The sequence below is a fragment of the Kitasatospora sp. NPDC054768 genome, from assembly GCF_053612025.1.
This window is the reverse complement of sequence record NZ_JBSHBN010000008.1, coordinates 76,985-99,094: the sequence shown is the minus strand read 5'-3', so window position 1 is coordinate 99,094 and position 22,110 is coordinate 76,985. Positions and strand designations below refer to the sequence as shown.

Here is a 22,110-nt window from a genome sequence, read left to right as displayed (position 1 = left end):
GGAGGATCTCCCGTGGACCAGAGCCTCGCCCTGCGCAGCCGTTCCCTCGACGAGGTCGAGTGGCTGGCGCAGTCGCTGTTGGAACGGGTCGGTGTCACCCGGGTCGGCGACGTGACCGACCTGGACGTCCTCGGCATCCCGGTCTACCACTCCGTGCGCCCGCTGGCCGCCCCCGGACTCAACACCGTCACCAGCGGGAAGGGCTACACCCGTCAGGGGGCCCGGGTCTCGGCGATGATGGAGGCCATCGAACGTCGCTACTGCGAACCGGACGGCCGCCCCGAACCGCCGCTACCGTACGAGGTCATGAGCGAGCGGATGCCGACGCTCGACCCCCGGCGGCTCGTCCCCCGCCGCGGCCACCACTGGACGCCGCAGACACCCACCACCTGGTGGCCGATGCACTGCCTGCGCAACGACGTCGACATCGCGGTGCCCGCGGTCGCCGTCTTCACGCCCTTCCCCCACGAGGGCGGACTGATGTCCTCCAACACCATCGGCCTGGCCGCGGGCAACGACCCCGTCGACGCCACCGTGCAGGCGCTGTACGAGGTCATCGAACACGACAGCACGGCCTTCGGCGAGAAGCTCGGTCTCGGCCACCTCGTGCCGCTCGACACCCTCCCCGACGCGCACCGGGAACTCGTCGAGCGCTTCGAGCGGGCCTCGATCAGCGTCACCGTCCACGCCTACACCGGCGCCCTGCCCGTCCCCACCTTCCTCGTCACCACCGACGACACCCACTCCCGCGACGGCATGCTCTTCACCGGAGGAGCGGGCTGCCACCTCAACCCGGAGATCGCCCTGATGCGGGCGCTCACCGAGGCCGCGCAGTCCCGCCTCATCGTGATCGCCGGGGCGCGCGAGGACCTGGAGGGCCAGGCGTACCGGCGCCACGCCTCGTACGACGAACTGCGCGACTACCTCCACGCCTGGAGCGAGGGCCGGCCGTGGCTGCCGTTCCACGCGATCCCCGACCGCGGCTCCGGCGACAACGCGGTCGACCTGGCGTTCCTGCTCGACATGCTCGGGGAGCACGGCCTGCACCTCGTCCTGCGCACCAGCCTGGCCCCCGAGGGCCTTCCCTTCTCCATCGTCAAGGTCGTGGTACCGGGCAGCGAGTTCACCCACGTCGACCACCTGCGGGCCGGCGTGCGCCTGCTCAAGGCCCGCACGGCGGAACGACCGGATTGGACGGCGGCATGGCGGTGACACTGACGGTGTACGCAGGCAGTTCCCTACTGCCCCGGGACACGCGACAGCTGTGCGGAACCGCCGACTCCCTCGGGATCGACCTGGCCGTGCGGCCACCGATCATCCGCGGCGACCTGCTGCGGACCCCGGTCGAGGGCAAGTGGAACAACCGCGCCCTGATCCTGGACGGGGAGTTCGGCCAGAACCTCTCGGTCTCCGTCACCGAGATCCGCGAGTACCTCGGACGCGGCCTCTACCTCGCCGGTGCCTCGTCCATGGGCGCACTGCGCGCCGTGGAATGCCGCACGCTCGGCATGATCCAGCACGGCTGGGTCTGCGAGCAGTACCTCGCCGGGCACGTCGAGGCCGACGCCGAGGTCTCCCTGCTGATGGACCCGGTCACCAGCGAAGCCCTCACCGTGCCGCTCATCAACGTGCGGTGGCTGCTGCAGCACCTGGTCGAACGCGGCGAGCTGGACACCGCGACCGCCGCGACCGCCCTGGAGGCCGCCCGACGCGTGAACTACCGCGCCCGAATCCCCGAGGCGCTCGCCAACGCCTTCCGGCGCGCCCTGCCCGCCGACGCCTCGGATCTGCTGGCACGGCAGTTGGAACCCGACACGATCCCCGACTGGGACCGCAAGCGGCTCGACGGCATCGAAGCCGTCGGGGCCGAACTGCACGCCCTCGCCCGCTTCCCCGCCCACACCTGACACCTGACACCTGACACCGGCCCCCGCCCCGGCCCCGGCCCCGGTCCCGGTCCCGGCCCCCGGGGCCGCGCACACCTCCGGGACCCGGCAGCCACTGTGGCCTCTCCCACCTGCGAATTCAACGAATTGTGACGCGAACACCTCCGCGTGCTGCGGGGGCGTTTCGTCTTCGTGTCCACATGCCCTGATCCCTGGTGCCACCTGTCGCTCGCACACAGACTGGCTTCTGCACGGTCGTGCAGCCACCCCTTGGATCGAGGAAGTTCCATCCGCATGCCCAGTTCCCCCAGACCCGGCGCTCCCCAGCCGCACCCGCCGCATCCGGTGGGGAGGTGCCGTCCGTGCTCCGGTACGTGACACGCAGGGCGGCGGGCTGGTTCCTGGTGATCGCCGTGGCCACCAACGCCACGTATTTCCTGGCCAGTTGGTTCCTCGACCCGCGTTCGAACTTCAAGGAGCTGCGCCCGGTCCGCACCGAGGAGCAGATCTCCCGGGCCCTGGCCCCCTACAACCTCGACCCGCACGAGCCGCTGCTCCACCGCTGGTGGGACTGGCTGACCGGGGTGGTCCTGCGCTTCGACTGGGGCCGCTCCCCCGTCGGGGTCCGGGTGAACGGGGAGATCGGCTACCGCTCCCTGGTCAGCGCCGAACTGGTGATCGGCGCGACGGTCCTGTCCGTCGTCGTCGGTGTCGCGCTCGCGGTCCACACCGCCTCGCGCCAGTACGGCTGGCGGGACCGGGCCGCCCAGGCCCTGTCCATGGCGCTCTTCAACGTCCCGGTGTCCATCGCCGCCCTCGCCCTGGTGCTGCTGGCCATCCGGCTGAACGAACAGGCGGGTTGGCACTTCCTGTACGTCGCGGGGGAGAACTCGCCCGACGTGGAAGGGTTCTGGGCGACGATCGGCGACCGGCTGCTGCACCTGATCCTGCCGACGCTGACGCTCACCCTGACGGGGTACGTGGGCTACCACCTCACCCAGCGCTCCCTGCTGCTGGACGTCATCGGCTCCGACTTCGTGCGCACCGCCCGGGCCACCGGGCTCACCCGCGCCCAGGCGATCCGCCGGCACGCCCTGCGCACCGCTCTGATCCCCACCGCCCAGTCCGTGGCCTTCAGCATCCCGGCCGTCTTCACCGGCGCGGTCCTCACGGAGACGATCTTCGGCTGGAACGGCATGGGCCAGTACTTCATCCAGACCATCAGCAAGAACGACGTGCACGGCACCGTGGCGACCGCCGCCTTCGCCGCCGCCCTGACCGCGGTCGGCGCGATCCTCGCGGACATCGCCACCGTTCTTCTCGACCCGAGAGTGCGGGTGAGCTGAGATGGGCACCCCTGTGAGTCCCGACGCGACCGCCGAAGGCGTCCCGGCCACCGACCCCGGGTCGGCCACCGGTCCGCTGCTCACCGAACAGGACGGGCGGGACGGGCGAGACGTGCACGACCGGAACGACGGTCGCTACCTGGGACGGCGCCGTCTCTACCTGCGGCGCTTCCTGCGCAACCGGACCGCCGTCGCCGGCGTGGTGATCTTCCTGCTGCTCGTGCTGTTCAGCGCGCTCGGCGACCTGTTCACCCCGTACGGCTACGCGGACACCGACTTCTCGGCCCTGACCCAGTCCCCCGGCGCCGAGCACTGGTTCGGCACCAACCAGGGCGGCAACGACGTCTACGCCGCCGCCGTGCACGGCCTCCAGCGCTCGCTGGTGATCGCGGTGACCGTCTCCCTGCTGACCGTCGCCATCGCCGCGGTCGTCGGCGCGGGCGCCGCCTACTTCGGGGGCCGGGTGGAGAAGGCCACTCTCGCCCTCATCCACTTCCTGCTGATCGTGCCCTCCTTCCTGATCCTCGCCCTGGTCTCGCACCGGCTCGCCGGCGACTGGCGGGTCCTCGTCCTCGTCCTGACGGTGTTCGGCTGGATGTCCACCGCCCGGGTGGTCTGGTCGGTGTCGACGTCCCTGCGCGAACGCGACTACGTGCGCGCCGCGGAGTACATGGGCGTACGCCCCCTGCGCATCGTGGTGCGCCACATCATCCCCAACCTGGGCTCCCTGCTCATCGTCAACCTCACCCTGGGCGTGGTCTCCACCGTGCTCAGCGAGACCGCCCTGTCCTTCCTCGGCTTCGGCGTCCAGACCCCCGACGTGTCGCTGGGCACGATGCTCGCCGACGGCGCGGGCACCATCACCAGCGCCCCCTGGCTCTTCGCCTTCCCCGCCGGGCTGACCGTACTGCTCACCGTCTCGATGACCTTCGTCGGCGACGGTCTGCGCGACGCCCTCGACCCCACGTCCACCACCGGCGCGGCCGGAGGCCGACGATGACCCTCGCACCCGCCCACCGCACCGGGCCCACGGCCGGACCCACCGGCCTCACCGACCCCACTGGCCTCAGCGGCCTCACCAGGCCCGCACCCGTCCTGTCCGTACGCGACCTGCGGGTCTCCTTCCCCTCCGAGGCCGGACCGGTGGAGGCCGTGCGCGGCGTCGACTTCGACCTCCTGCCCGGGCGCACCCTGGGCATCGTCGGCGAATCCGGCTCCGGCAAGTCCGCCACCGCCCTCGCCGTCATGGGCCTGCTGCCGCCCACCGCGCGGCTCGGCGGCCGGATCCTGCTGGGCGGCCGCGACCTGGCCGCCATGGACGACAAGGAACTCTCCCGGGTGCGCGGCAAGGACATCGGCATGGTCTTCCAGGACCCGATGTCCGCGCTCGCGCCCATCTTCAGCGTCGGCCGGCTGCTCTCCGAGGCCCTGCGCGTGCACCGGGAGCTGTCCAGGAAGGACGCCTGGGAGCAGGCGGTGGAACTGCTCGACCTGGTCGGCATCCCCGACCCGCGCGAACGCGCCAAAGCGTTCCCGCACGAGTTCTCCGGCGGCATGCGCCAACGCGTCGTCATCGCGCTGGCCATCGCCAACAAACCCTCGGTGCTCATCGCCGACGAGCCCACCACGGCGCTCGACGTCACCGTCCAGGCCCAGATCCTCGACGTGCTGCGCCTGGCCCAGCGCGAGACCGGTGCCGGTCTCGTCCTGATCACCCACGACCTGGGCGTGGTGGCCGGCCACGCCGACGACGTCGCCGTCATGTACGCCGGACGGATCGTCGAGCACGCGAGCGTCGACGAGCTCTTCCGCCGTCCGACGATGCCCTACACCGCCCGACTGCTGGCCAGCGTCCCGACCGTGGACGGCGGTGTCCAACGGCCCCTGGTCCCGGTCGGCGGAGAGCCGCCGTCCCTGGTCGGCCTGCCCGGCGGCTGCCCCTTCGCGCCGCGCTGCGCGGTGGCCCTGGACGTGTGCCGGACCACCGAACCGGACCTGACCGCGCCGGACTCGACCACGCCGGACTCGACCACGCCGGTCCTGACCGCGCCGGACCTGACCACGCCGAAGCTGACCGCACCGGCCGGGCAGCCCGGGCGCGCCGCCTGCCACCGCGCGCAGGAGATCGCCGACGGAAGCCTCGACCCGGTCGGGGCGGCCGCCCCCGTGCCACCGGCCGCGTCCGGGGAGCGGACGGCCGGCGACGTGGTCCTGCGCGTCGAGGACCTGGTCAAGACCTTCCCCGTCACCAAGGGGGCCCTGCTCAAGCGCCGAGTGGGGACCCTGCACGCGGTCAACCACGTCAGCTTCGAACTGCGCGCGGGCGAAACCCTGGGCCTGGTCGGGGAGTCCGGCAGCGGAAAGACCACCACGCTGCGCGAGGTGCTGCGGCTGCGCGCCCCCGAGGGCGGCCGCATCGAAGTGGCCGGCACCGACGTCGCCACGCTGCGGTCGGCCGCCCAGGTGCGCGAGCTGCGGCGCGAGGTCCAGATCGTCCTCCAGGATCCGACGGACGCCCTGGACCCCCGGCTGACCGTCTTCGACCTGCTGGCCGAACCGCTCCAGGCCGCCGGCGCCGACCGGACGGCCATCCGTTCCCGGGTCACCCGGCTCCTCGACCTGGTGGGTCTGGACCGCGCCGTGGGCGACCGCTTCCCCGCCGCCCTGTCCGGCGGCCAGCGCCAGCGCGTCGGCATCGCCCGCGCCCTGGCCCGCGAGCCGAGGCTGCTGGTCCTGGACGAGCCGCTGTCCGCCCTGGACGTCTCCGTACAGGCCGAGATCATCAACCTGCTCGCCCGGCTGAAGCGCGAACTGGGCCTGGCCTACCTGGTGGTGGCGCACGACCTGGCCGTGGTGCGCTACTTCTCCGACCGCATCGCGGTGATGTACCTCGGACACGTCGTCGAATCCGGCGCCACCGAGGAGATCTTCGCCCGGCCCCGGCACCCGTACACGAAGGCCCTGCTGTCGGCGATCCCGGTCCCCGACCCGGAACGCGAGCGCCACCGCGAGCGCATCGTCCTCGCGGGCGAGCAGCCCAGCGCCGCCCGGCTGCCGCAGGGCTGCGTGTTCGTCGACCGCTGCCCGCTCCACCGGGAGGCCGACGAGGGCGTACGGACGCGCTGCCGCACCGAACGGCCGGCGACCGTCGGCACCCCGGACGGCTCCGACCACCAGTACGCCTGCCACGCGGTCTGACACCAGCGCCTTCCCTTCTCTTCTCTTCTCTTCCCTTCTCACCGATTCCCACCAAGGACATCCCATGCGTCGCAAGCTCGCCCTGCCCCTCGCGCTCGCCGCGGCCGTCTCGGTCGCCGCCACCGCGTGCTCCTCCTCGTCCTCCTCCGGCGGCGCCCCCGGTCAGGAGGCCAAGAACACCGCCCAGGTCGCGTCCTCGGTCACCGACTACAACCCCCAGCCGTACGAGAACATCAAGGACGGCGGCACCTACACCACCGCGGGGACCTTCGACGAGCAGGGCAACCCCTTCAACGTCAACGGCACCCTGAACGCGCTGCGGATCTGGTCCTGGTACAACGCCGACGCCATCACCTACTCGCCCACCGGCGAGGTCCAGTACAACCCGGACTACTACAGCGACGTGAAGGTCACCGTCGAGGGCGGCGACCAGAAGGTCGTCATCACCCTCAACCCCAAGGCCGTGTTCAACGACGGCACCCCGATCGACTGGCGGGCCATCGAGGCCACCTGGAAGGCCAACAACGGCTCGGACAAGGACTACGCGGCCTCCTCCACCGACGGCTACGACCGCATCACCTCCGTCACCCGGGGCGCGGACGACAAGCAGGCGGTCATCGCCTTCAAGGGCGTCAACGCCTCCTGGTCCGCGCTGTTCACCACCTTCCTGCACCCCCAGGCCGCCACCGTCGACAACTTCAACAAGGCGTACGTCAAGACGGCCCACCCCGAATGGGGCACCGGACCGTACACCGTGGGCACCTGGGACGACCACTCCGGCAACATCACCTTCGTACGCAACCCCACCTGGTGGGGCCGGACCGGCAAGCTCGACAAGCGCGTCTACGTCAACCTGGAGAGCGCCGCCTCGATCAACGCCTTCAAGAACGGCGAAATCGACTACGCCCCCGTCGGAACTGCCGAGAACCTCAAGCAGGTGAAGACGGTCAAGGACGCCGGGATCCGCAGCGGCGGCAGTCCCTTCGAGTACGCGCTGTACCTCAACACCAAGTCCCCGCTCCTCGGCGACGTCCAGGTCCGCAAGGCGGTGCAGGAGAGCATCGACCGCACGCAGATAGCGAAGATCCGCTTCCAGGGCCTCGACTACACCGAGCCGCTGCCCGGCTCGGCAGTGCTCTACAGCTTCCAGCAGGGCTACCAGGACAACGTCGCCACCGTGCTGAAGTACGACCCGGAGGAGGCCCGGAAGACCCTGGACGCGGCCGGCTGGCAGCCCGGGGCCGACGGCATCCGCGCCAAGGACGGCAAGCAGCTCGAACTCGGCTACACCCTGCTCGGCGACGGCCCCATCGAGAAGGCCACCGCCGGAGCGTTCACCGCGATGCTCAAGGCCGTCGGCGTGAAGGTGGACGTCAACAAGGTCTCCGAGAACGACTTCTCCAAGGTGCTCAGCGACCGCCGCTTCGACCTGTTCATCTCCGGCAACCGCTCGACGGACCCCTTCGGCGCGCGGTACCTGTGCGACTTCTACTGCTCGGACCGTGACTCCAACATCACCGGCTCCGGCACCCCCGAGCTGGACAAGGAGATCCGCGCCACCGGAGAGATCGCCGACCTCGGCCAGCAGATCGCCGCCGCCAACAAGGTCGAGCAGAAGGCCCTCCAGCAGTACGCCTTCCTGCCGCTCTACAGCGGCCCCTCCACCTACGGCATCCGCAAGGGCCTCGCCAACGTCGGTGCCACCATCTTCCACAGCCCGCTGCCCGAGACCATCGGCTGGCAGAAGTAGCACGCCGGCAGCGGTACGCGGGCCGACTCGCCGGCGCGGCGGTCCGCTCGCCGGGGCGCCTGCGTACGGACGGAGCGGACGTCAGAGGGCTGGTGGCCAGGGACCGGCGAGCAGTCGTGCGGCCTCGGCGACGATCCTCGCGGCGATGGCCTCCTTTGATTCGGCGACGGCGGGGCTCCAATCCTCGTACTGGATGCCCTCGCTGACGATCGGCTGCAGCGTGTCGGGGTGGCCGAGCGGTGACCACACCTCGTGGCCCAGGAGGTCGGCACCGATGGCCGGGTGCATGCTGCCCTTCACGATCAGGGTGAGCCACCAGCGGGCGAGCTCCCAGCGGATCTCGCGTTCCTCCGTGGGGGCGTCCGCCAGCAGATCGAGCTCGTCCATCACCTGGTCGAAGAGCCTGGCCGCCTCCGGCTCCTCGGAACGCCCGAGCCCGGCGAGCAACCGCAGCGAGGGTGTGTCGACATCCAGAACGAGCGCCACCAGGCCGGCCCGGATCAGCTGATCCGCGCTGACGTGGCGTCCCAGGAAGCGTTCGAGAGCCAGCATCCGCAGGTCGGCGAGCGCCTCCCGCGAGGTGCGGGCGCAGGGGTCGTACGGCGTCGTGCAGAGGGCCGGACGCGGGGTGCCGTTGTTCTCCGCGAGGACGTGGGACCAGAAAGGGACAGTGGCGCGGGCGGAGTCCAACTGCCCGGGCAGGCCGGCGAACTCGTGGCGGAGGTAGTCGGTGAGGTCGGCCCCGTAGAGGATGATGTCGGTCTGGTGGACCGACAGGACCGGGTGTCCGACCTGTCCGGGAATCCCCGGCAGGTAGCGGTGGCCGAAGACCGGGACGAGCTGGGGGACATCGGCCAGGAAGGACCGCGCGATCCTCACCGCGGCCTCGGCCTCCTGCGGCCGCTCGCCCCACACCGGGTGCCAGAAGCCGTTGTGACGGACGTCGAAGAGCGTGCCCTCGACCGGCCGGTCGAGGCGCTCCCGCAGCACGGCCGGATCGCCGTCGCGCCAGTCGGGCCAGCCCTCCCCCAGCGGAAGCCCCGCCCCCAGGAAGACCCGGTGGTCGGCAGCGAACCGGAAACCGAACCGTGCCTCCACGGCGTCCAGCTCCCGCTCGCCCATGCCGGCGGAGATGTCGGCACCGTGCAGGCGGTGGAGGGCCCGCGCGGCTGCGGCCGTGAGAGGACGAGGCGGCTGAAGAGTCACCCACTCAGCCTAGTCGGCCCGGGCCCTGGACCCCGCCGCAGGGCAACGGCCGGGCCCCGCACGTCCGAGTCGCGAGGGGCGGCCGGCCGGGCCCGCACCCGGGAAGCCTGCCATCAGGACCTCTCGCCGCCGGCGGCACCGAGCAGGCAATGCTTCGCGCCGCACTGTCACAATTCGGTGACTGGGTGTCATAGGCGTGTTCTAGAGTTCCTGACGAAGAGCCGCAGACGGTGGTGTGGTGCAGAAGGGTGGCCGTGTGGAATCGAGGGGCCTGTCCGTCGCGGACTGCGGACGTCTACCGACCAGTGTCGTCGCCGAGGCCGCAGAGTCGGACTTCGAGGTGCTCGTGCGGACGGCGATCGCCGACGCCACGCGCCCTCCCGTCCGGCGCAGCACCAGAGCGTGGCTGCGGTCGCTGGAGATGCACCTGGACTGGGTGGACGCACTGTTGTTCGCCGAGGGTGAGCTCCAGATCGCCGTGGAGCGGCTCTCGTACCAGCGGGACCCTCGGGTCGAGGCGAACGAGAACCGGCTGCGGTGGGTCCGCCGGGCCCTGGCCGAAGCACGCGGTCTGGCCAACGACTACAGGCTGGAGGTTCACCGCTCCCGCGAGGATGTCCGTGACCACCTCGACGCCGTCCACGTCGCCCAGCGGTGGCTGCGCCGGCACTTCACCGAGGAAGGCGACCTGATCAGGGAGGCCCTCTGCGGAAGGGCCGGAATCGCCGCGCACGTTCCCAAACCGCCGGACGCCAGGGACGGCCTGCACGCAATCGAGATGGCCGCCGCGAGTGGAGCGATCGACGCCCCGCTCACCACCGCGGTCTCCATGCTGATCAAGGCGCCGTGGGAGCCCTTCCGCAGCACGGTGGCCCGTGACATCAACCAGCAGGATGCCCGCAACACCCTGCTGCGGCACCCCCTTCTGCTGCGCCGCTGGCACCAGGCCCTGCTGGAACTGCTGGAGGAGTGCACGCCCCGGGCCCACGCCGTCTCCGCACGCGCGTTGGGCGACCTCGAGATCGATCTGTATGTGCTGGGGCACGCCGAGGCCATGCGGACCCTGAACAACCGACGGTTCTTCGTCGCCGTGCTCCAGCGCCTGGCCGAGTACGAGCGCACCGTCCGGAGGCTGTCCAAGGAAGTCGCCCGATGGGACCTCAAGCGCAAGGAGCCGTGGGCCGGCATCGAACCCGAGGTCCAGGCCGAACTCGCCCGCCGGCACCCGGGCGAGTACGCCTTCGTCCGCCGCTCCCTCGACCCGTACGGTGAGGAGTTCGGTAGCCGCACCCTCGATCCGACCTGGCGGAACAACCATCAGCGCTGGTCCGAGCTTCGGCGCCAGGTGATGGCCGCGCTCGCGGACGGAACGTGGCAGACCACAGTCCTGCCGAAACAACGCGCGGACTCCGACGTCAAGCACGACGTCGACCGCGCGACTCGCAACGCCGAGCTCAGGCGGAAGGTCCAGGCCGGTCTGCTGACCCCCAAACAAGCCAAACGCAAGCGCGAGCAGGACAACCGGCGACGCCGGACCCTTTGAGCTCCGGACGTCCCTTCCCGGAAACGGGCAGCAATCACCGGGACCCCGGACACCCCCGTTCCCGCGGTCCCGGCCGGCTGTCACGGCCTGGCACTGCGCACCAGCCCGGCGGCCATGGCCACCTCGCCGCACCGTTCGCCGGGCAGCAGCACGTCCGGCCTCCGACGTCCCTTCGGCCCACCCGGCGTCGCGACGGCCTGCCGCCACCGGACCTGCAGCGCCTCGACATCGGCTTCCAGGACCAAGCAGTTGACCGAGCACAGCGAGAACAGCGAGTTAGTGGCTATTGTGACGCTCCATTCCAGGTCGATGTTGAGAGGCCGGGATCGCCCCGGCGGGCCGGGATCGCCCCGGCGGGCCCGGCCGCGCGGCTCAGCCGAGACCCTCGGAGTAGGGGCGGACGGATGCGTCGCCTTCCATGACGATGCCGTACACGTCGTCCGTGGTGAGCTTCTGCTGTGTCCGGTCTCCCTCGAAGAACACGACACGGCGGCGGTGCGGCATGCCGCCGAATCGGTCGATGACGTCCTGGGCGATGCCGGGCAGCAGCTCGGCGGGTGCCGAGACGGCGCCGAGGGCGCCGTCGGCGGGTTTGCCGGTGTGCGGGTCGAGGATCAGGCTCCAGGCGCCGTTGGCGGCGAGGATCTGCAGGAGGTACGTGTACGTGCTCCGTCGGGCGCCGTCCTGCGGGGCGGCCGGTGAGGGGCGCCGGTCTCGTTTGCGCACCACAGTGATCAGGTAGTCGGTGTCCCGCGCGGTGCCGGCCAGGACGTGCATGCGCCTGGAGCGCCCCCAGGCGTCGGGGGCCAGTACGCCTTCGCGTTCCAGGTCGAGCAGCAGGGAGCGGGCGAGTCCGTCGCGGGTCGAGTCGTCGCTCATGGTTCCGGGGCCGGCTCTGCGGACGTGGAGGAGGGGCGCGTCGTCGGGGATGAGGGGGAGGAACTTGGTCACCACGGCGAGGGCTTCGTCCGTCGTCGGGCGGATCAGGCCGTCCCGGACGACGATCACGCCTTCGATGCGGTCGGGGTCCGTCGGCGTCACGTCGTGGCGTCCGGTGGGGAGTACGGGCGTCGTCAGGGGCTTGGGGCCGCAGCCGGCGTTCGCGCAGTAGCCGCCGACCGGTTCCGCCACGTCGACGGGGTCCGTGTACGAGGGCGGCTGTTTCCCCCTCAAACAGTCCCTGCACAGCGTGTACCGGCAGCTCTGGCATTGCAGGCCGACCGGGTTCGTCACGTTGATGCGCCCACCCTGGTCGACAATCGTGTGGGTCGAGTACCAGCGGCCGTGGCAGGCCGAGCACTCCGTCGTGACGGGCGCCAGCAGTGCGCTCGCCCGTTGCACATCGGTCGGTGGTTCGGGGGACGTGAGCCGTGGCGTGCGGCCCTGGCACAGGACCGTGAGGGCCACGAAGAGCGCGTCGGCGTGCTCCGGATCACGGCGCAGGTGGCGCAGGGCCTCGTCCAGCGCGGTACGGTGTCGTCCCTCCCCCAGCAGTCCTGCCACCGTGTTCCGCAGGTCCGTGAGGTGAGGCGCTCGTTGCCATTCCGACAGTTCGAATCGCCGCATGGGGATCACCGCCAATCCGTGAGTTCGGCCGCTTCGGCAAGCCGCCCGGCCCCGATCAGTGCGTGCACGGCCGTCTGCCGTACGGTCGCGAGGAGCGCCGGCGGCAGTGGTGCGGCCAGCAGCCGGTTGAGCTGGTTGACGGCCTCGTCGAACCGGCCGAGCCGGATCAGCGCCTGGGCCAGCGCGAGTGCCCTGCGTTGCTGGTCGATCCGGGGCAGGGGGATCCCCGGGGAGTCGACCGGTGGGCTGTGGACCGCTCGGGCGAGCATCCTGGCGAGCATGGGGAACGACTGCGGACGCTCCGACATGTGGTGCTGCAGGCAGCTCGACACGAGGATGCTGATGCCCTCGCCGGGCGGGGTGACGGGTACCTGGGTCAGCTGCGACTGCCCCCAGTAGTAGAGCTCTTCCTGCCGGCGTTCCGGGCCCGGGGAGGCGTAGTAGTCCAGCAGCTGCGCCTGCTGGGTGGCCGGGTCGGGCGCCAGGGCGAAGGGGTAGGGGAGTTTGCCCGTGCATGCTTCGTAGAGGAGCACGCCGAAGGAGAAGATGTCGGCGCGGGTGTCGCTGGGTTCCCGGCGCAGCACCTCGGGCGCGGCGTACGCCCAGGTGCCGCCCCGCGCGCTCGCGAAGCGTCCGTCCTCAATGCGCACCCGCTGGGCCAGGCCGAAGTCGGCGACCTTGGCCTGACCGTTGTCGTCGATGAGGACGTTCGACGGTTTGAGGTCGAGGTGGGCGACCTCGACGACCTCGGACAGGTGGGCCATGCCGGCGCACACCTGCTGCAGGATTCCGGCGAGTCCGGGCCCGTGCCGCAGCCGGATCAGGTCGGTCAGGGTCGAGGGCGCGTAGTCGAGGACGATGCCCGGCCGACCGCGCACATCGATGACGTCGAGCATGGTGACGGTGTGCCGGTGCGGTTCGAGTCCGAGCAGCATCGCGAGTTCGCCGTCGCCGACGAGTGTGCCGGACAGCGGGGTCTTGATCGCGCGTCGGCCTCCGAGCTCGAGGTCGTCGACGATGAGCACCCATGCCTGCCCGCCGCGGCGGATCTCGGCCACCGCCCAGCGGCCGGACAGCACCTCGCCGAGGGCGGCGGGCGCGCCCGCGGCCGGTGGTGGTGGTTCGTGCGGTCCGTCGGCCGTCAGGTCGGTGTTGGTGTTCACCGTTCGGCTTTTCCCTTCACTCGGGTGCCTCCGGCGTCATGTCCGCGTTCGGGTCGAAGAGGTCGGGTACGGAGAACTCCACCAGCATCGTTCCGCTCGCGACGCTCAGCCGGTCCTTGTCCCCGACCGGGCAGGAGTCCCCCTTGGCGAGCCTCAATTGGCGTGTGGCGCCGACCAGGAACGCGGGGTGGGAGCCCAGGTGCCGGTAGGTCAAGGTCGTGCCGATCAGGGCGAGATGACCGTGGAAGCGGCTGTCGCGCCGGTCCGGCAGGTACACCCGGTTGTGGGCGTTGCGGCCGAACGAGACGTTGAAGTCGTCGGTTTCCAGGATGAGTTCCTTCGTGCCGTCGCGCAGCCACGACAACCGGAGGATGCCGTCGGTGAAGCGACGGGCCGGCGCGGCGAGACCCAGACGCTCGGGGGCGAGCGCGACGAGTCGCTCGGCCGGGGCGAGCAGCACGGTGTCGCGGTTCCAGTTGCCCGCGTTGAGGCGCGCCGACACGATGCCGATGACGCTGCCCGTCCCGGTGAGCAGCACGGGTGCGCCGCTCATGCCCGGCTGGGCGTGTCGGCAGCTCACTTTCACCCATTCCCGGCCGTTTTGCGCCGTGGTGCCGACGTAGTGGCCGACGCCGGAGTCGTAGTCGCGGGACACGGTGAATCCGCGGAGGTGGACCGGGTCGCCGGGGGTGGCGCGCGTGTGCGAGGCGAGCGTCATCGGCTTCCAGTCGTCGGCTTCGCGTACCTGGATCAGCGCCACGTCGGTCGCGCTGTCCGAGGGCGGCGAGCAGTCGACGGGGAGCGAGATTCCGGGCGCGGTGATCGGCTCGAAGGTCCATTGCGCGGTCGGGTGCGGCGCGAGGACATGCGCGGCGGTCGCGGCGAGCCCGTCGGCGGTGAGCACGAACGCGGTCCCGACGGGCTCGCCGTCGCGCACCAGCCTTCCGATGGTGTCCACGGTGACGCCTCAGTGCGGGAACAGCCGGTCGGCCAGTTCGAGCAGGGGATCCTTGCCGGATCGGCCTTCGGCCGACAGTTGTTCCGTGTCCGGCCCGCCGCCGGGGGTGCGGGTCGCCTGGACCGCCGCCGCCAGCCTGTGGCCGTTGAGGGCCGCTGTCGCGTTGGCGTCCGCGCGGGCCTCGGCGGCCTCGGTCCGGGCCGTCAGGTCCGCCACCCGCTGCCGCTGCATCGTCGTACCGAACAAGGCGCCGACGGCCGCGAACGCGACCGCCTCCACGGACCCGAGGACGACGAGCAGACGTGACCAGGTGACGTCGCTCGCTTCGGCGTTGAAGGCCAGCCAGGCGAGGAGCCCGAGCCACAGCGCGATGACGGTGACCGCGACGACGAGCGCGGTCCCGGCGAGCGACGCGCCCGCCGCCGCATCCCTCGTTCCCCCGCCCGCCTCGTCACTCGTACTCTCGGTTCCAGGCACAAGCCCCTCCTCGCATGCCGCAGCAGCCGGACCCGCCTCCGCGCGAGGACGTCGGCCGTTCGAGCCCTGGTCGCCCTGTTGTCCCCTGCGCCACCGGGCCCCGGACGCCCTGTTGTTGTCCGGTCGCCACCATGGTGTGCACGTAGCCTGCCTTGCCTGGGCCCTTCGCGGAGCGGGAAGTCGGAAAGTCGGGCCATCCGGTTCGTCGGGACGCCCGGGCCCGGCGTGCCCGCTGTGGGCGTAATGGAGGCCATCCCCGCAGTCATCGATCATCCTGTTCGCCATGAGCAGCAGTGAGGTGGACGAGACAGGCCTGCACCGGCTGGTCGCTCTGTCGGACGGCATCTTCGCCATCGCCATGACACTGCTGGTGCTCGACATTCATGTGACTCCGGGACTGGACGCGGCCGGCTTCCGCCGCATGGTGCACGGGTTGCTGCCCAACATCGGCGCCTACGGGTTGAGCTTCGCCATCCTTGCCGGCGTCTGGCGCGACCACCGCCGGATCCTCCGACTCGCCGGGCCGCTGAGCACGATGTCCGTACGGCTCGCACTCGTCGGGCTGGGCGTCATCGCGCTGCTTCCCTTCCCCACCACGATGCTGTCCGAGTACGCCTCGCAGTCCCTGGCCGTCGCCGTCTACGCGGGCACCATCATCGTCATCGACCTGCTGCAACTCGCGCTGCTCCTTTCGATCCGGCGCAGCCCGGAGCGGGCCGGTCCCTCCGACGAGCGTGTCCGCCGGAAGATCGCCGCGGACCTGGGTACGAACATCGTGGTCTTCGGGGCGACGGTACCGATCGCTTTTGCCTCACCGTCGGCCGCGATCTGGACCTGGACGTCCCTGGTCCCCGTCAAGATCGCGCTCGTAAGACGCGAAGCCGCCCGGGGCCGTCGATGAGAAACGGTCGGCGACGGCACGGCCGGTCGCCAAACCGGCCGGTCGAGTCGACATGGTGTCGGGTTGACGGCTGTCGTGGGTCGGTCCGGCAGAGGGCCAGGGCCGGGCACAGATCGCCGGGCGGCCCGCAGAGCTTCCTGCTGCTACCGAAGTCCAACGAAAGGCCGACGCCGGACGGCATCGGAGTGTTCTCGGAGCGTCGCCCCCGCCGGGTTCACCGGTCTCGCGCGTGACGCGCCCGACATGGTTCGTGTGATCACTATTGGTCTACTCCAATCTGTCCTGAATACGTCGTCACAGCAGGCCCCGGGCTGCCGTTCACTGTTCCTCCCGAGCAGCCGGGTTCGCTGCCGCAGGACCGGTCGACATGGGAGGCGGGATGCGAAGGGCCGTACGCTGTCTGGTCGTTGGGGTTGCCGCCGTGATCGGAGCCGGTGCGGTGGTGGCCGTGCACGTCGACGGGCGGACGCCGCTCGTGCCCGCCCTGTGCCTGGACGGGCTCCTCGCGGTCGGCTGGCTTTCCCTCCTCGCCCTGGCCGTACCGCGGCGACGGCCCGCGGGCCCGTCGGTGGACGACGGCGACGGGCCGCCGCAGCAGGCCGACCTCCCCTACCGGACGGACGCCGAGCCTCGCGCGACCTCGCACTGGAGGGGTCGCCACGGGCCCTGACCCCGGCCCCGGCCCGGCCCCGGCCCCGGCCCGGCCCCGACCCTGTGGAAACCGGCCGAGGTCGCGTCGCGGTCTTTCCGCCGTGGGCGGCTCCTGCCACCATGACGCGAGGACCCCGGAGCGAGGGAGAGCTGTGGTACCGACGGTGCGCGTGAGTTCGGCGGTCATGACCCACCCGGTACGCCTGGTTCAGGCCCGCGAGCTGGCCGAGCGGCTCGGGCTGGACGGCCTGGCGCTCGATCCGGAGCCGGACGGCCCGCCGTCGGCGCTCCGGACGGCCCTGGTCGCCTGGGCGGCGGCGGACTCCGGGGGGAGCCATCACCTCGTCGTCCAGGACGACGTCTCCGCCCCGGAGAACATGGTGGCGCTCGTCGGCCGCGCGGCCACCCGGTTCCCCGACGAGGCCCTGGTGTTCTACACCAACTGGCACGCGCGCAACGGCGGTGCCGCCCGGCTCGCCGCGCTCGCCGGAGCCTCCTGGGTGCGGGCGGTGCCGGACGAGTTCACGCCGTCCCTCGCCGTCTGCCTGCCGCTCGACACGGTGGAGGACTTCCGCCGGTTCGCCACCGGCAGCGCCGAGCGCCACGACGACGAGCTCTTCTCGGTCTTCTTCCGCGAGCGCGGCCGGATGAGTCTGATCGCCGTGCCCAACGTGGTGGAGCACATCGGCACCAGCAGCATCAACGGCCATGCCACCCAGGGGATCCGGCTCGCCGTCTGCCCCGTGGACGCCGCCGACGCCGCACCGCTGCTGGAGCGGGGCCGCGTCCTGGAGGAGCCGGGGTGGATCCCGTACATGCGGTACGGCGAGGGCTACGTCCGGCTGGTCGGCCAGGAGCACGGCCCGGACGGCGGACGGGGTCACCACCGCTGGCTCGACGCCCTGCCGGCGACCGGCATCCCGGAGCGGGCCGTGCGCGATGCGGTGGCGGCGGACATGCCGGAGGACCTGGCGTCGGAGGTGGCGCGGCGGTTCGGCCGGAGCTTCGCCGAGGAGCTGTGGATCCACTGCCTCCTGCTCGGCCGGCAGGCGGCCGAGGCCGCCCGCCGGCTGTCCGGCGACCCCGGACACCCCAAAGCCCCCAACGCCCCCGGCGACCCCGGACACCCCGGACACCCCGGACACCCCGGCGACGTCCCGCCGGCCGCCCTCGCCCGGCTGCGGGAGGCGGCGGTGGCCACCGTCGGCCCCGCCGGTCTGCCGCCCGAGCGCCGCCCCGAGGCCGGTCCGGACGAGGTGCGGCTCATGTCCGCCTTCGCCTGGACCGCCGTCAGGGCCGGGGAGCGGCTACCTGCGGCGTGACCACGGGCCTGACGCCCGGCACGTCCTCCGCCGCGACCGGGTGGGTGATCCACACCCCGGGCTCCCAGTACGAGCCGAGGTCCCGTGCACGCTCGATCCGCAGCGTGGAGAGGCCTCCCGGGAAGACGTAGTCGCCGTCCTCCGGGAAGGCGAGGCCAGTCCAGCGTTCCCATTCGGCCACCGTCCCGGTGATCCGCGACGACTGTTCCGAGGCTCCGGCGATCGTGCCGCCGGCGCCCACCTGGGTGCGGATCCACGGGTCGAGCGGGGCCCCGTCCGCGCGCCGCCAGCCCGCGTACCGTTCGATCGGCACCAGCGGGTACCGGTCCTTCCAGGTGGGCCGCACCGGTACCAGCACCGTCTCCACGGCGGCCCGCCGCGCCACTTGGCGCATCGCGTCGAGGAGCACGGTGGAGAATCCCTTGCGCTGGTAGTCCTCCGCGACCTCGATGCCCAGCGCGCACAGGGCGCCGGCGGTCCGGCCCGCCGCGCGGTCCGCGAACGCCCGGGCGATGGAGTCGTCCAGGCCGGGGCCGAGGTCGGCGGCCGTGCCGTCCCAGGTGCGCGGCAGCGAGCGTCCGGCGCCGGCCACCACCTCGCGCACGTCGTCGTACAGGACGAACTGGTAGTCGGGGAACTCCTCGAACAGCCGGTTCCAGTAGGCGTCGTTGACGTCTCCGTGCAGGTTGTACTCGGGCACGATGCCGGCGAACCGTTCCGGCATGCGGTCCCACAGTTCGGGGCGCTCCGCGTGGGTCACCACGACCAGGGCCATCGGACCGTTCTCCTCTCCTCGTGAACCTACGGGCCTGCGGGATCTGCGGGAGCTGCGGGATCTGCGGGACCTACGGGCCCCACCGGAACCACCGGAACCCACCGGAACCCACCGGACCTACGCGGGAACTTCGACGTCCCAGACGATGACGATCGGCAGCCCGTCCCAGGCCGCCCGTGCCGCGTCCGCGATGAACTCCTCGTAACCGCCGGGCGCGAGGCGTCCGTTGAAGAGCGGTTCGTGGCAGGCCCGCACCCGCAGCCCCGCTCCGGTGAACGCCTCCAGGTACCGCCCGGGGAGGTGGACGTGGTTGCGGATGAAGGCGAGCCGGTCGGAGCCGTGCACGAAGAGGCACTGCCCCTGCAGGGCGATGACGAACGGGTGCATGTCCGAGACGAGGATCCGCCCGCCCGGCCGGACCACCCGGGCCAGCTCGGACACTCCCGCCGCGAGGTCCGGCAGGTGGGTCATGGCCAGCGAGCAGACCGCGAGATCGACCGAGTCGTCATCGAGCGGCAGCTTTTCCAGGTGCCCGAGCCGGTACTCGGCCTCGGGGGCGCGCTCGCGGGCTCTGGCCAGCATCTCGGGCGACTGGTCCACGCCGATGGTGCGGTGCCCGCGGGAGACGAGGGCGCCGGTCTGGCGACCGGTGCCGCAGGCGGCGTCGAGGGCGGTGCCCGTGGGGAGGGTGTCGAGGATCCCGTGCAGCACGGGCTCCTCGACCTCGATGTAGGAGCTGGGCAGCGAGTCGTACACCGCCGACCAGGAGGCGTAGCCCTCGGCGGCGTCGAGTTCGCTGACGTCGGCGCCGCCGTCCGGCAGCCGCCCGTCACCCGACGCGAAGCGCCGGATGTCCTCGACGCGTTCCCGCAGGAACGTCTCGTCCCCGTCCACGGCGTGGCGCAGAAGTGCCAGCCCTTCGATTCCCAGGACGAGTTCCCGTACCCGGAATTCACTGCTCATGAGAGCCCCTTGTCGATGACCGGAGGTGACGGATTCGCGGTAGCCGGTCGGTGCGGCTGGATTTCGCCCTACCCCGTTCGGCCGGAAGAACGCGGCCTGCCCGGTCCGCTGTCCGAAAGGCGGCTCCGAATTGACCGGTTCACGGACCCGTTGCCCGGAATTCCCGCACCCCCTACCATGGCTTGCCGAATCGGCCGGAATACCCATTCGAGGGCCGATCGTTCTGCTGGGGAGGCGGAATGATAGAGGGATATGTCGGGCGGGAGAGCGTCACCTCGGGGGGAGAGCTGACGGTTCACGTCTCCACCGACGCCGCCCGGTTCCGGCTGAGGTTCTACCGGCTGGGCGCGGACCTGGACCTGGTGGCGGAGACCGGCTGGTACCCCGGTTCGCTCCACCTGCCGCCCCCGCACCCCGACGGCGTGCCCGGCCGGGCCTCGCCCGCCCACGGCTGGGGCTGGCCGCCGCTCGCCCTGCCGGTGCCCGCCCACTGGACTCCGGGGATGCACCTGGTCCAGTTCGTCGAGGAGGGCGGCGAGGGCCTGCCGCCGCTGGACGCGGGCAGCGTCGAGGGCCCCGCCCGCGAGTTCTTCGTGGTGCGGCCCCGGCGGGCCGGCAGCCGGTCCCGCATCCTCTACAAGAAGTCGACCTTCACCCGGCACGCCTACAACCGCTCCGACCGGCCGGACGAGGAACGCGCCGTCAGCCTCTACGACCACCCCGTGTACCTGGCGGACGCCGCTCCCCGCGGGCACAAGGTGAGCCTGCACCGGCCCGGCGGAGTCATCGACCTCGCCTACTGGGACGCCCCGTTCATCGCCTGGCTGGAGCGCAACGACTACCCGGTCGAATTCTGTACGGATCTCGACCTCCACGAGGACCAGGAACTTCTCTCCTCGTACGATCTGCTGCTGAGCGTCGGCCATGACGAATACTGGAGCGAGGCGATGCGCGCCCACGCCGAGCGATTCGTCCACGACGGCGGGAACATCGCCTTCCTCAGTGCCAACACATGCTGGTGGCGCATTCATCCGACCGACGGGAACACCGCCTTCGTCTCCGACACCGACCACCACGTGGGGGACGAGTATCCGCACCTGCCGGCGACCGACCAGTGGTGGCCGGCGCCGCCCGACGGCGCGGGCCGCCCCGAGAACTCCCTCACCGGGGTGAGTTTCCGCAACGGCGGGATGTGGCCGAGCACCGAATGGCCCGGGGACCGTCCGCGCGAGGGGTACACCGTCCAGCACGCCGACCACTGGCTGTTCGCCGGCACCGGGCTGCGCGACGGGTCCGACGGCGGCGTGCCCGACCGGCTCGGCGCGGGCACCGCGCTGATCGGGTACGAGTGCGACGGCGCCGCCTACGCCCGGGACGCCCGGGGCGTGGCCCGGGCGACCGGCGAGGACGGCACTCCCGCCTCCTTCCTCATCCTCGGGATCCACGTCCTCGATCCGGTCCACGAGGACTTCCACCACTTCACGTGGGGCCACTGGAACGGCCCGGTCCGGGAGCCGGGCCTCACCAGCCCCCGGGCCGCGACCATGGGCGTGCACACCGCCGGCGGCACCGTGTTCACCGCGGGCACCACCGACTGGCCGGTGGTCTGCGGGAGGGAGCAGGACGCCGGCGTCGTGCGGGTCACCCGCAACCTCCTGGACCGGCTGCGGCACCGCGCGGCGCGCCCCTGAGCAGGTCCCGCAGTCCGCGGATCCGGGCCGCCCCGGCCGGCAGGGGCGGTTCGGCTCCGCGCACCGCCGGGTCCGGCCGGCACAGGTGGACGGGCCGCATCCCGGCGGCGAGCGGTCCGAGGACGTCGGGCGCCCACATGTCCCCGACGAACAGCACCTCCCCGGCCCGCAGCCCGCACCGCTCCAGCAGGGCCCGGTAGATCAGCGGGTGCGGCTTGCGCGCCCCCGCCCGGGCGGAGCCGACGACCACGTCGACCACCGCGCCGAGGCCGACCTCCTCGACGCAGTCCTCCAGGTTCCAGAACCAGTTGGAGCAGATGCCCACCAGCAGGCCCCGGTCGCGGAGCTCCCCGAGGACGGGGCGGGCGTCCTCGAAGAGCTCCAGCGTGACGGCCTTCATGGCCCGGTCGATCTCCTCGACCAGGTCGTCGAGTTCGCGCTCCGGCACCCCGCAGGCCCGAGCCCTGCGCAGCAGCCGGTCCAACTCCCAGCGGTGGTAGGCGGTTTCACCGACCGAGTGGGCCACGTGCTGCTCGCCCTCGCGGGGGCCCACCGCCCACTGGTCGCCCCAGCGGGCGCCCTGGGCGGCGAGGCCCCGGCGTTCGAAGATTCCGCGGTGGTCGGGCGGCAGCGGCTCGACCATCCGCACCAGCGTCCCGTAGAAGTCGAAGACGACGGCACGGACCTGCGGCGGCAACACGTTCGGCACCCGCC

The 22,110-nt window shown here is 71.7% G+C and carries 20 protein-coding genes; 11 read left to right on the top strand and 9 right to left on the bottom strand.

Annotation, left to right across the window (positions count from 1 at the left end; genetic code table 11):
- Positions 1-12: 12 nt before the first annotated feature.
- From ACWGKU_RS04185 to ACWGKU_RS04160, 6 genes are all read left to right on the top strand, one after another.
- On the top strand, positions 13-1,212 hold the full coding sequence (locus ACWGKU_RS04185) for a YcaO-like family protein (RefSeq protein WP_452177357.1): 1,200 nt from the start codon (positions 13-15) through the stop codon (positions 1,210-1,212).
- Positions 1,203-1,907 carry a TfuA-like protein gene (locus ACWGKU_RS04180; protein ID WP_452177356.1) on the top strand — a complete coding sequence of 235 codons (705 nt, stop codon included), beginning with the start codon at positions 1,203-1,205 and terminating at the stop codon, positions 1,905-1,907. The genes ACWGKU_RS04185 and ACWGKU_RS04180 overlap by 10 nt, the downstream gene beginning before the upstream one ends.
- 341 nt (positions 1,908-2,248) lie before the next feature.
- The gene (locus tag ACWGKU_RS04175; protein ID WP_401054395.1) at positions 2,249-3,232 is read left to right on the top strand and encodes an ABC transporter permease; all 984 of its coding nucleotides are present in this window, start codon (positions 2,249-2,251) and stop codon (positions 3,230-3,232) included.
- Positions 3,233-3,371: 139 nt separating this feature from the next.
- Positions 3,372-4,232 (top strand): ABC transporter permease, encoded by an 861-nt coding sequence (locus ACWGKU_RS04170; RefSeq protein ID WP_452177365.1) that lies wholly within the window; start codon positions 3,372-3,374, stop codon positions 4,230-4,232.
- Positions 4,229-6,430 (top strand): dipeptide ABC transporter ATP-binding protein, encoded by a 2,202-nt coding sequence (locus ACWGKU_RS04165; RefSeq protein ID WP_452177355.1) that lies wholly within the window; start codon positions 4,229-4,231, stop codon positions 6,428-6,430. The genes ACWGKU_RS04170 and ACWGKU_RS04165 overlap by 4 nt, the downstream gene beginning before the upstream one ends.
- Positions 6,431-6,494: 64 nt before the next feature.
- On the top strand, positions 6,495-8,180 hold the full coding sequence (locus ACWGKU_RS04160) for an ABC transporter family substrate-binding protein (RefSeq protein WP_452177354.1): 1,686 nt from the start codon (positions 6,495-6,497) through the stop codon (positions 8,178-8,180).
- An 81-nt stretch (positions 8,181-8,261) separates the two neighbouring features.
- Here ACWGKU_RS04160 and ACWGKU_RS04155 read toward each other — a convergent pair whose 3' ends face one another.
- Positions 8,262-9,386, bottom strand: a complete 1,125-nt coding sequence (locus ACWGKU_RS04155) for a hypothetical protein (protein WP_452177353.1) — start codon at positions 9,384-9,386, stop codon at positions 8,262-8,264.
- A gap of 256 nt (positions 9,387-9,642) precedes the next feature.
- Here ACWGKU_RS04155 and ACWGKU_RS04150 point away from each other — a divergent pair, with 256 nt between their 5' ends.
- Positions 9,643-10,929, top strand: a complete 1,287-nt coding sequence (locus ACWGKU_RS04150; RefSeq protein WP_401049358.1) for a hypothetical protein — start codon at positions 9,643-9,645, stop codon at positions 10,927-10,929.
- An 80-nt stretch (positions 10,930-11,009) separates the two neighbouring features.
- Here ACWGKU_RS04150 and ACWGKU_RS04145 read toward each other — a convergent pair whose 3' ends face one another.
- From ACWGKU_RS04145 to ACWGKU_RS04125, 5 genes are all read right to left on the bottom strand, one after another.
- On the bottom strand, positions 11,010-11,174 hold the full coding sequence (locus tag ACWGKU_RS04145) for a hypothetical protein (protein ID WP_452177352.1): 165 nt from the start codon (positions 11,172-11,174) through the stop codon (positions 11,010-11,012).
- A gap of 127 nt (positions 11,175-11,301) precedes the next feature.
- A complete protein-coding gene (locus ACWGKU_RS04140; RefSeq protein ID WP_452177351.1) occupies positions 11,302-12,432 on the bottom strand; it encodes a hypothetical protein in 1,131 nt (376 codons plus the stop codon).
- A 68-nt stretch (positions 12,433-12,500) separates the two neighbouring features.
- Positions 12,501-13,658, bottom strand: a complete 1,158-nt coding sequence (locus ACWGKU_RS04135; protein ID WP_452177350.1) for a serine/threonine-protein kinase — start codon at positions 13,656-13,658, stop codon at positions 12,501-12,503.
- A 16-nt stretch (positions 13,659-13,674) separates the two neighbouring features.
- On the bottom strand, positions 13,675-14,595 hold the full coding sequence (locus ACWGKU_RS04130; protein WP_452191336.1) for a trypsin-like peptidase domain-containing protein: 921 nt from the start codon (positions 14,593-14,595) through the stop codon (positions 13,675-13,677).
- Positions 14,596-14,625: 30 nt separating this feature from the next.
- Positions 14,626-15,093: a hypothetical protein gene (locus tag ACWGKU_RS04125; RefSeq protein ID WP_401049362.1), complete on the bottom strand. Its 468-nt coding sequence runs from the start codon at positions 15,091-15,093 to the stop codon at positions 14,626-14,628.
- Between the two features lie 283 nt (positions 15,094-15,376).
- Between ACWGKU_RS04125 and ACWGKU_RS04120 the strand changes: the two genes are divergently transcribed.
- The 3 genes from ACWGKU_RS04120 to ACWGKU_RS04110 all read left to right on the top strand — a co-directional run bounded on the left by ACWGKU_RS04120 (position 15,377) and on the right by ACWGKU_RS04110 (position 17,967).
- Positions 15,377-15,994 (top strand): TMEM175 family protein, encoded by a 618-nt coding sequence (locus ACWGKU_RS04120; protein ID WP_401055159.1) that lies wholly within the window; start codon positions 15,377-15,379, stop codon positions 15,992-15,994.
- 421 nt (positions 15,995-16,415) lie between these two features.
- Entirely contained in the window at positions 16,416-16,664 is a 249-nt protein-coding gene (locus ACWGKU_RS04115; RefSeq protein ID WP_452177348.1) for a hypothetical protein, read from the top strand.
- 151 nt (positions 16,665-16,815) lie between these two features.
- A complete protein-coding gene (locus tag ACWGKU_RS04110; protein ID WP_452177347.1) occupies positions 16,816-17,967 on the top strand; it encodes a hypothetical protein in 1,152 nt (383 codons plus the stop codon).
- On the opposite strand, the gene ACWGKU_RS04105 is transcribed toward ACWGKU_RS04110, so the two are convergent.
- Both ACWGKU_RS04105 and ACWGKU_RS04100 read right to left on the bottom strand, forming a co-directional pair.
- Positions 17,936-18,742 carry a GNAT family N-acetyltransferase gene (locus ACWGKU_RS04105; RefSeq protein WP_452177346.1) on the bottom strand — a complete coding sequence of 269 codons (807 nt, stop codon included), beginning with the start codon at positions 18,740-18,742 and terminating at the stop codon, positions 17,936-17,938. The two genes, ACWGKU_RS04110 and ACWGKU_RS04105, sit on opposite strands and share 32 nt — an antisense overlap.
- A gap of 117 nt (positions 18,743-18,859) precedes the next feature.
- Positions 18,860-19,705, bottom strand: a complete 846-nt coding sequence (locus ACWGKU_RS04100) for a class I SAM-dependent methyltransferase (RefSeq protein WP_380540768.1) — start codon at positions 19,703-19,705, stop codon at positions 18,860-18,862.
- A gap of 239 nt (positions 19,706-19,944) precedes the next feature.
- Between ACWGKU_RS04100 and ACWGKU_RS04095 the strand changes: the two genes are divergently transcribed.
- Positions 19,945-21,396 (top strand): N,N-dimethylformamidase beta subunit family domain-containing protein, encoded by a 1,452-nt coding sequence (locus ACWGKU_RS04095; RefSeq protein WP_452177345.1) that lies wholly within the window; start codon positions 19,945-19,947, stop codon positions 21,394-21,396.
- Here ACWGKU_RS04095 and ACWGKU_RS04090 read toward each other — a convergent pair.
- Positions 21,347-22,105, bottom strand: coding sequence for an HAD family hydrolase (locus tag ACWGKU_RS04090; RefSeq protein ID WP_401046052.1), 759 nt, complete (start codon positions 22,103-22,105; stop codon positions 21,347-21,349). The genes ACWGKU_RS04095 and ACWGKU_RS04090 overlap by 50 nt on opposite strands.
- Positions 22,106-22,110: the final 5 nt, after the last annotated feature.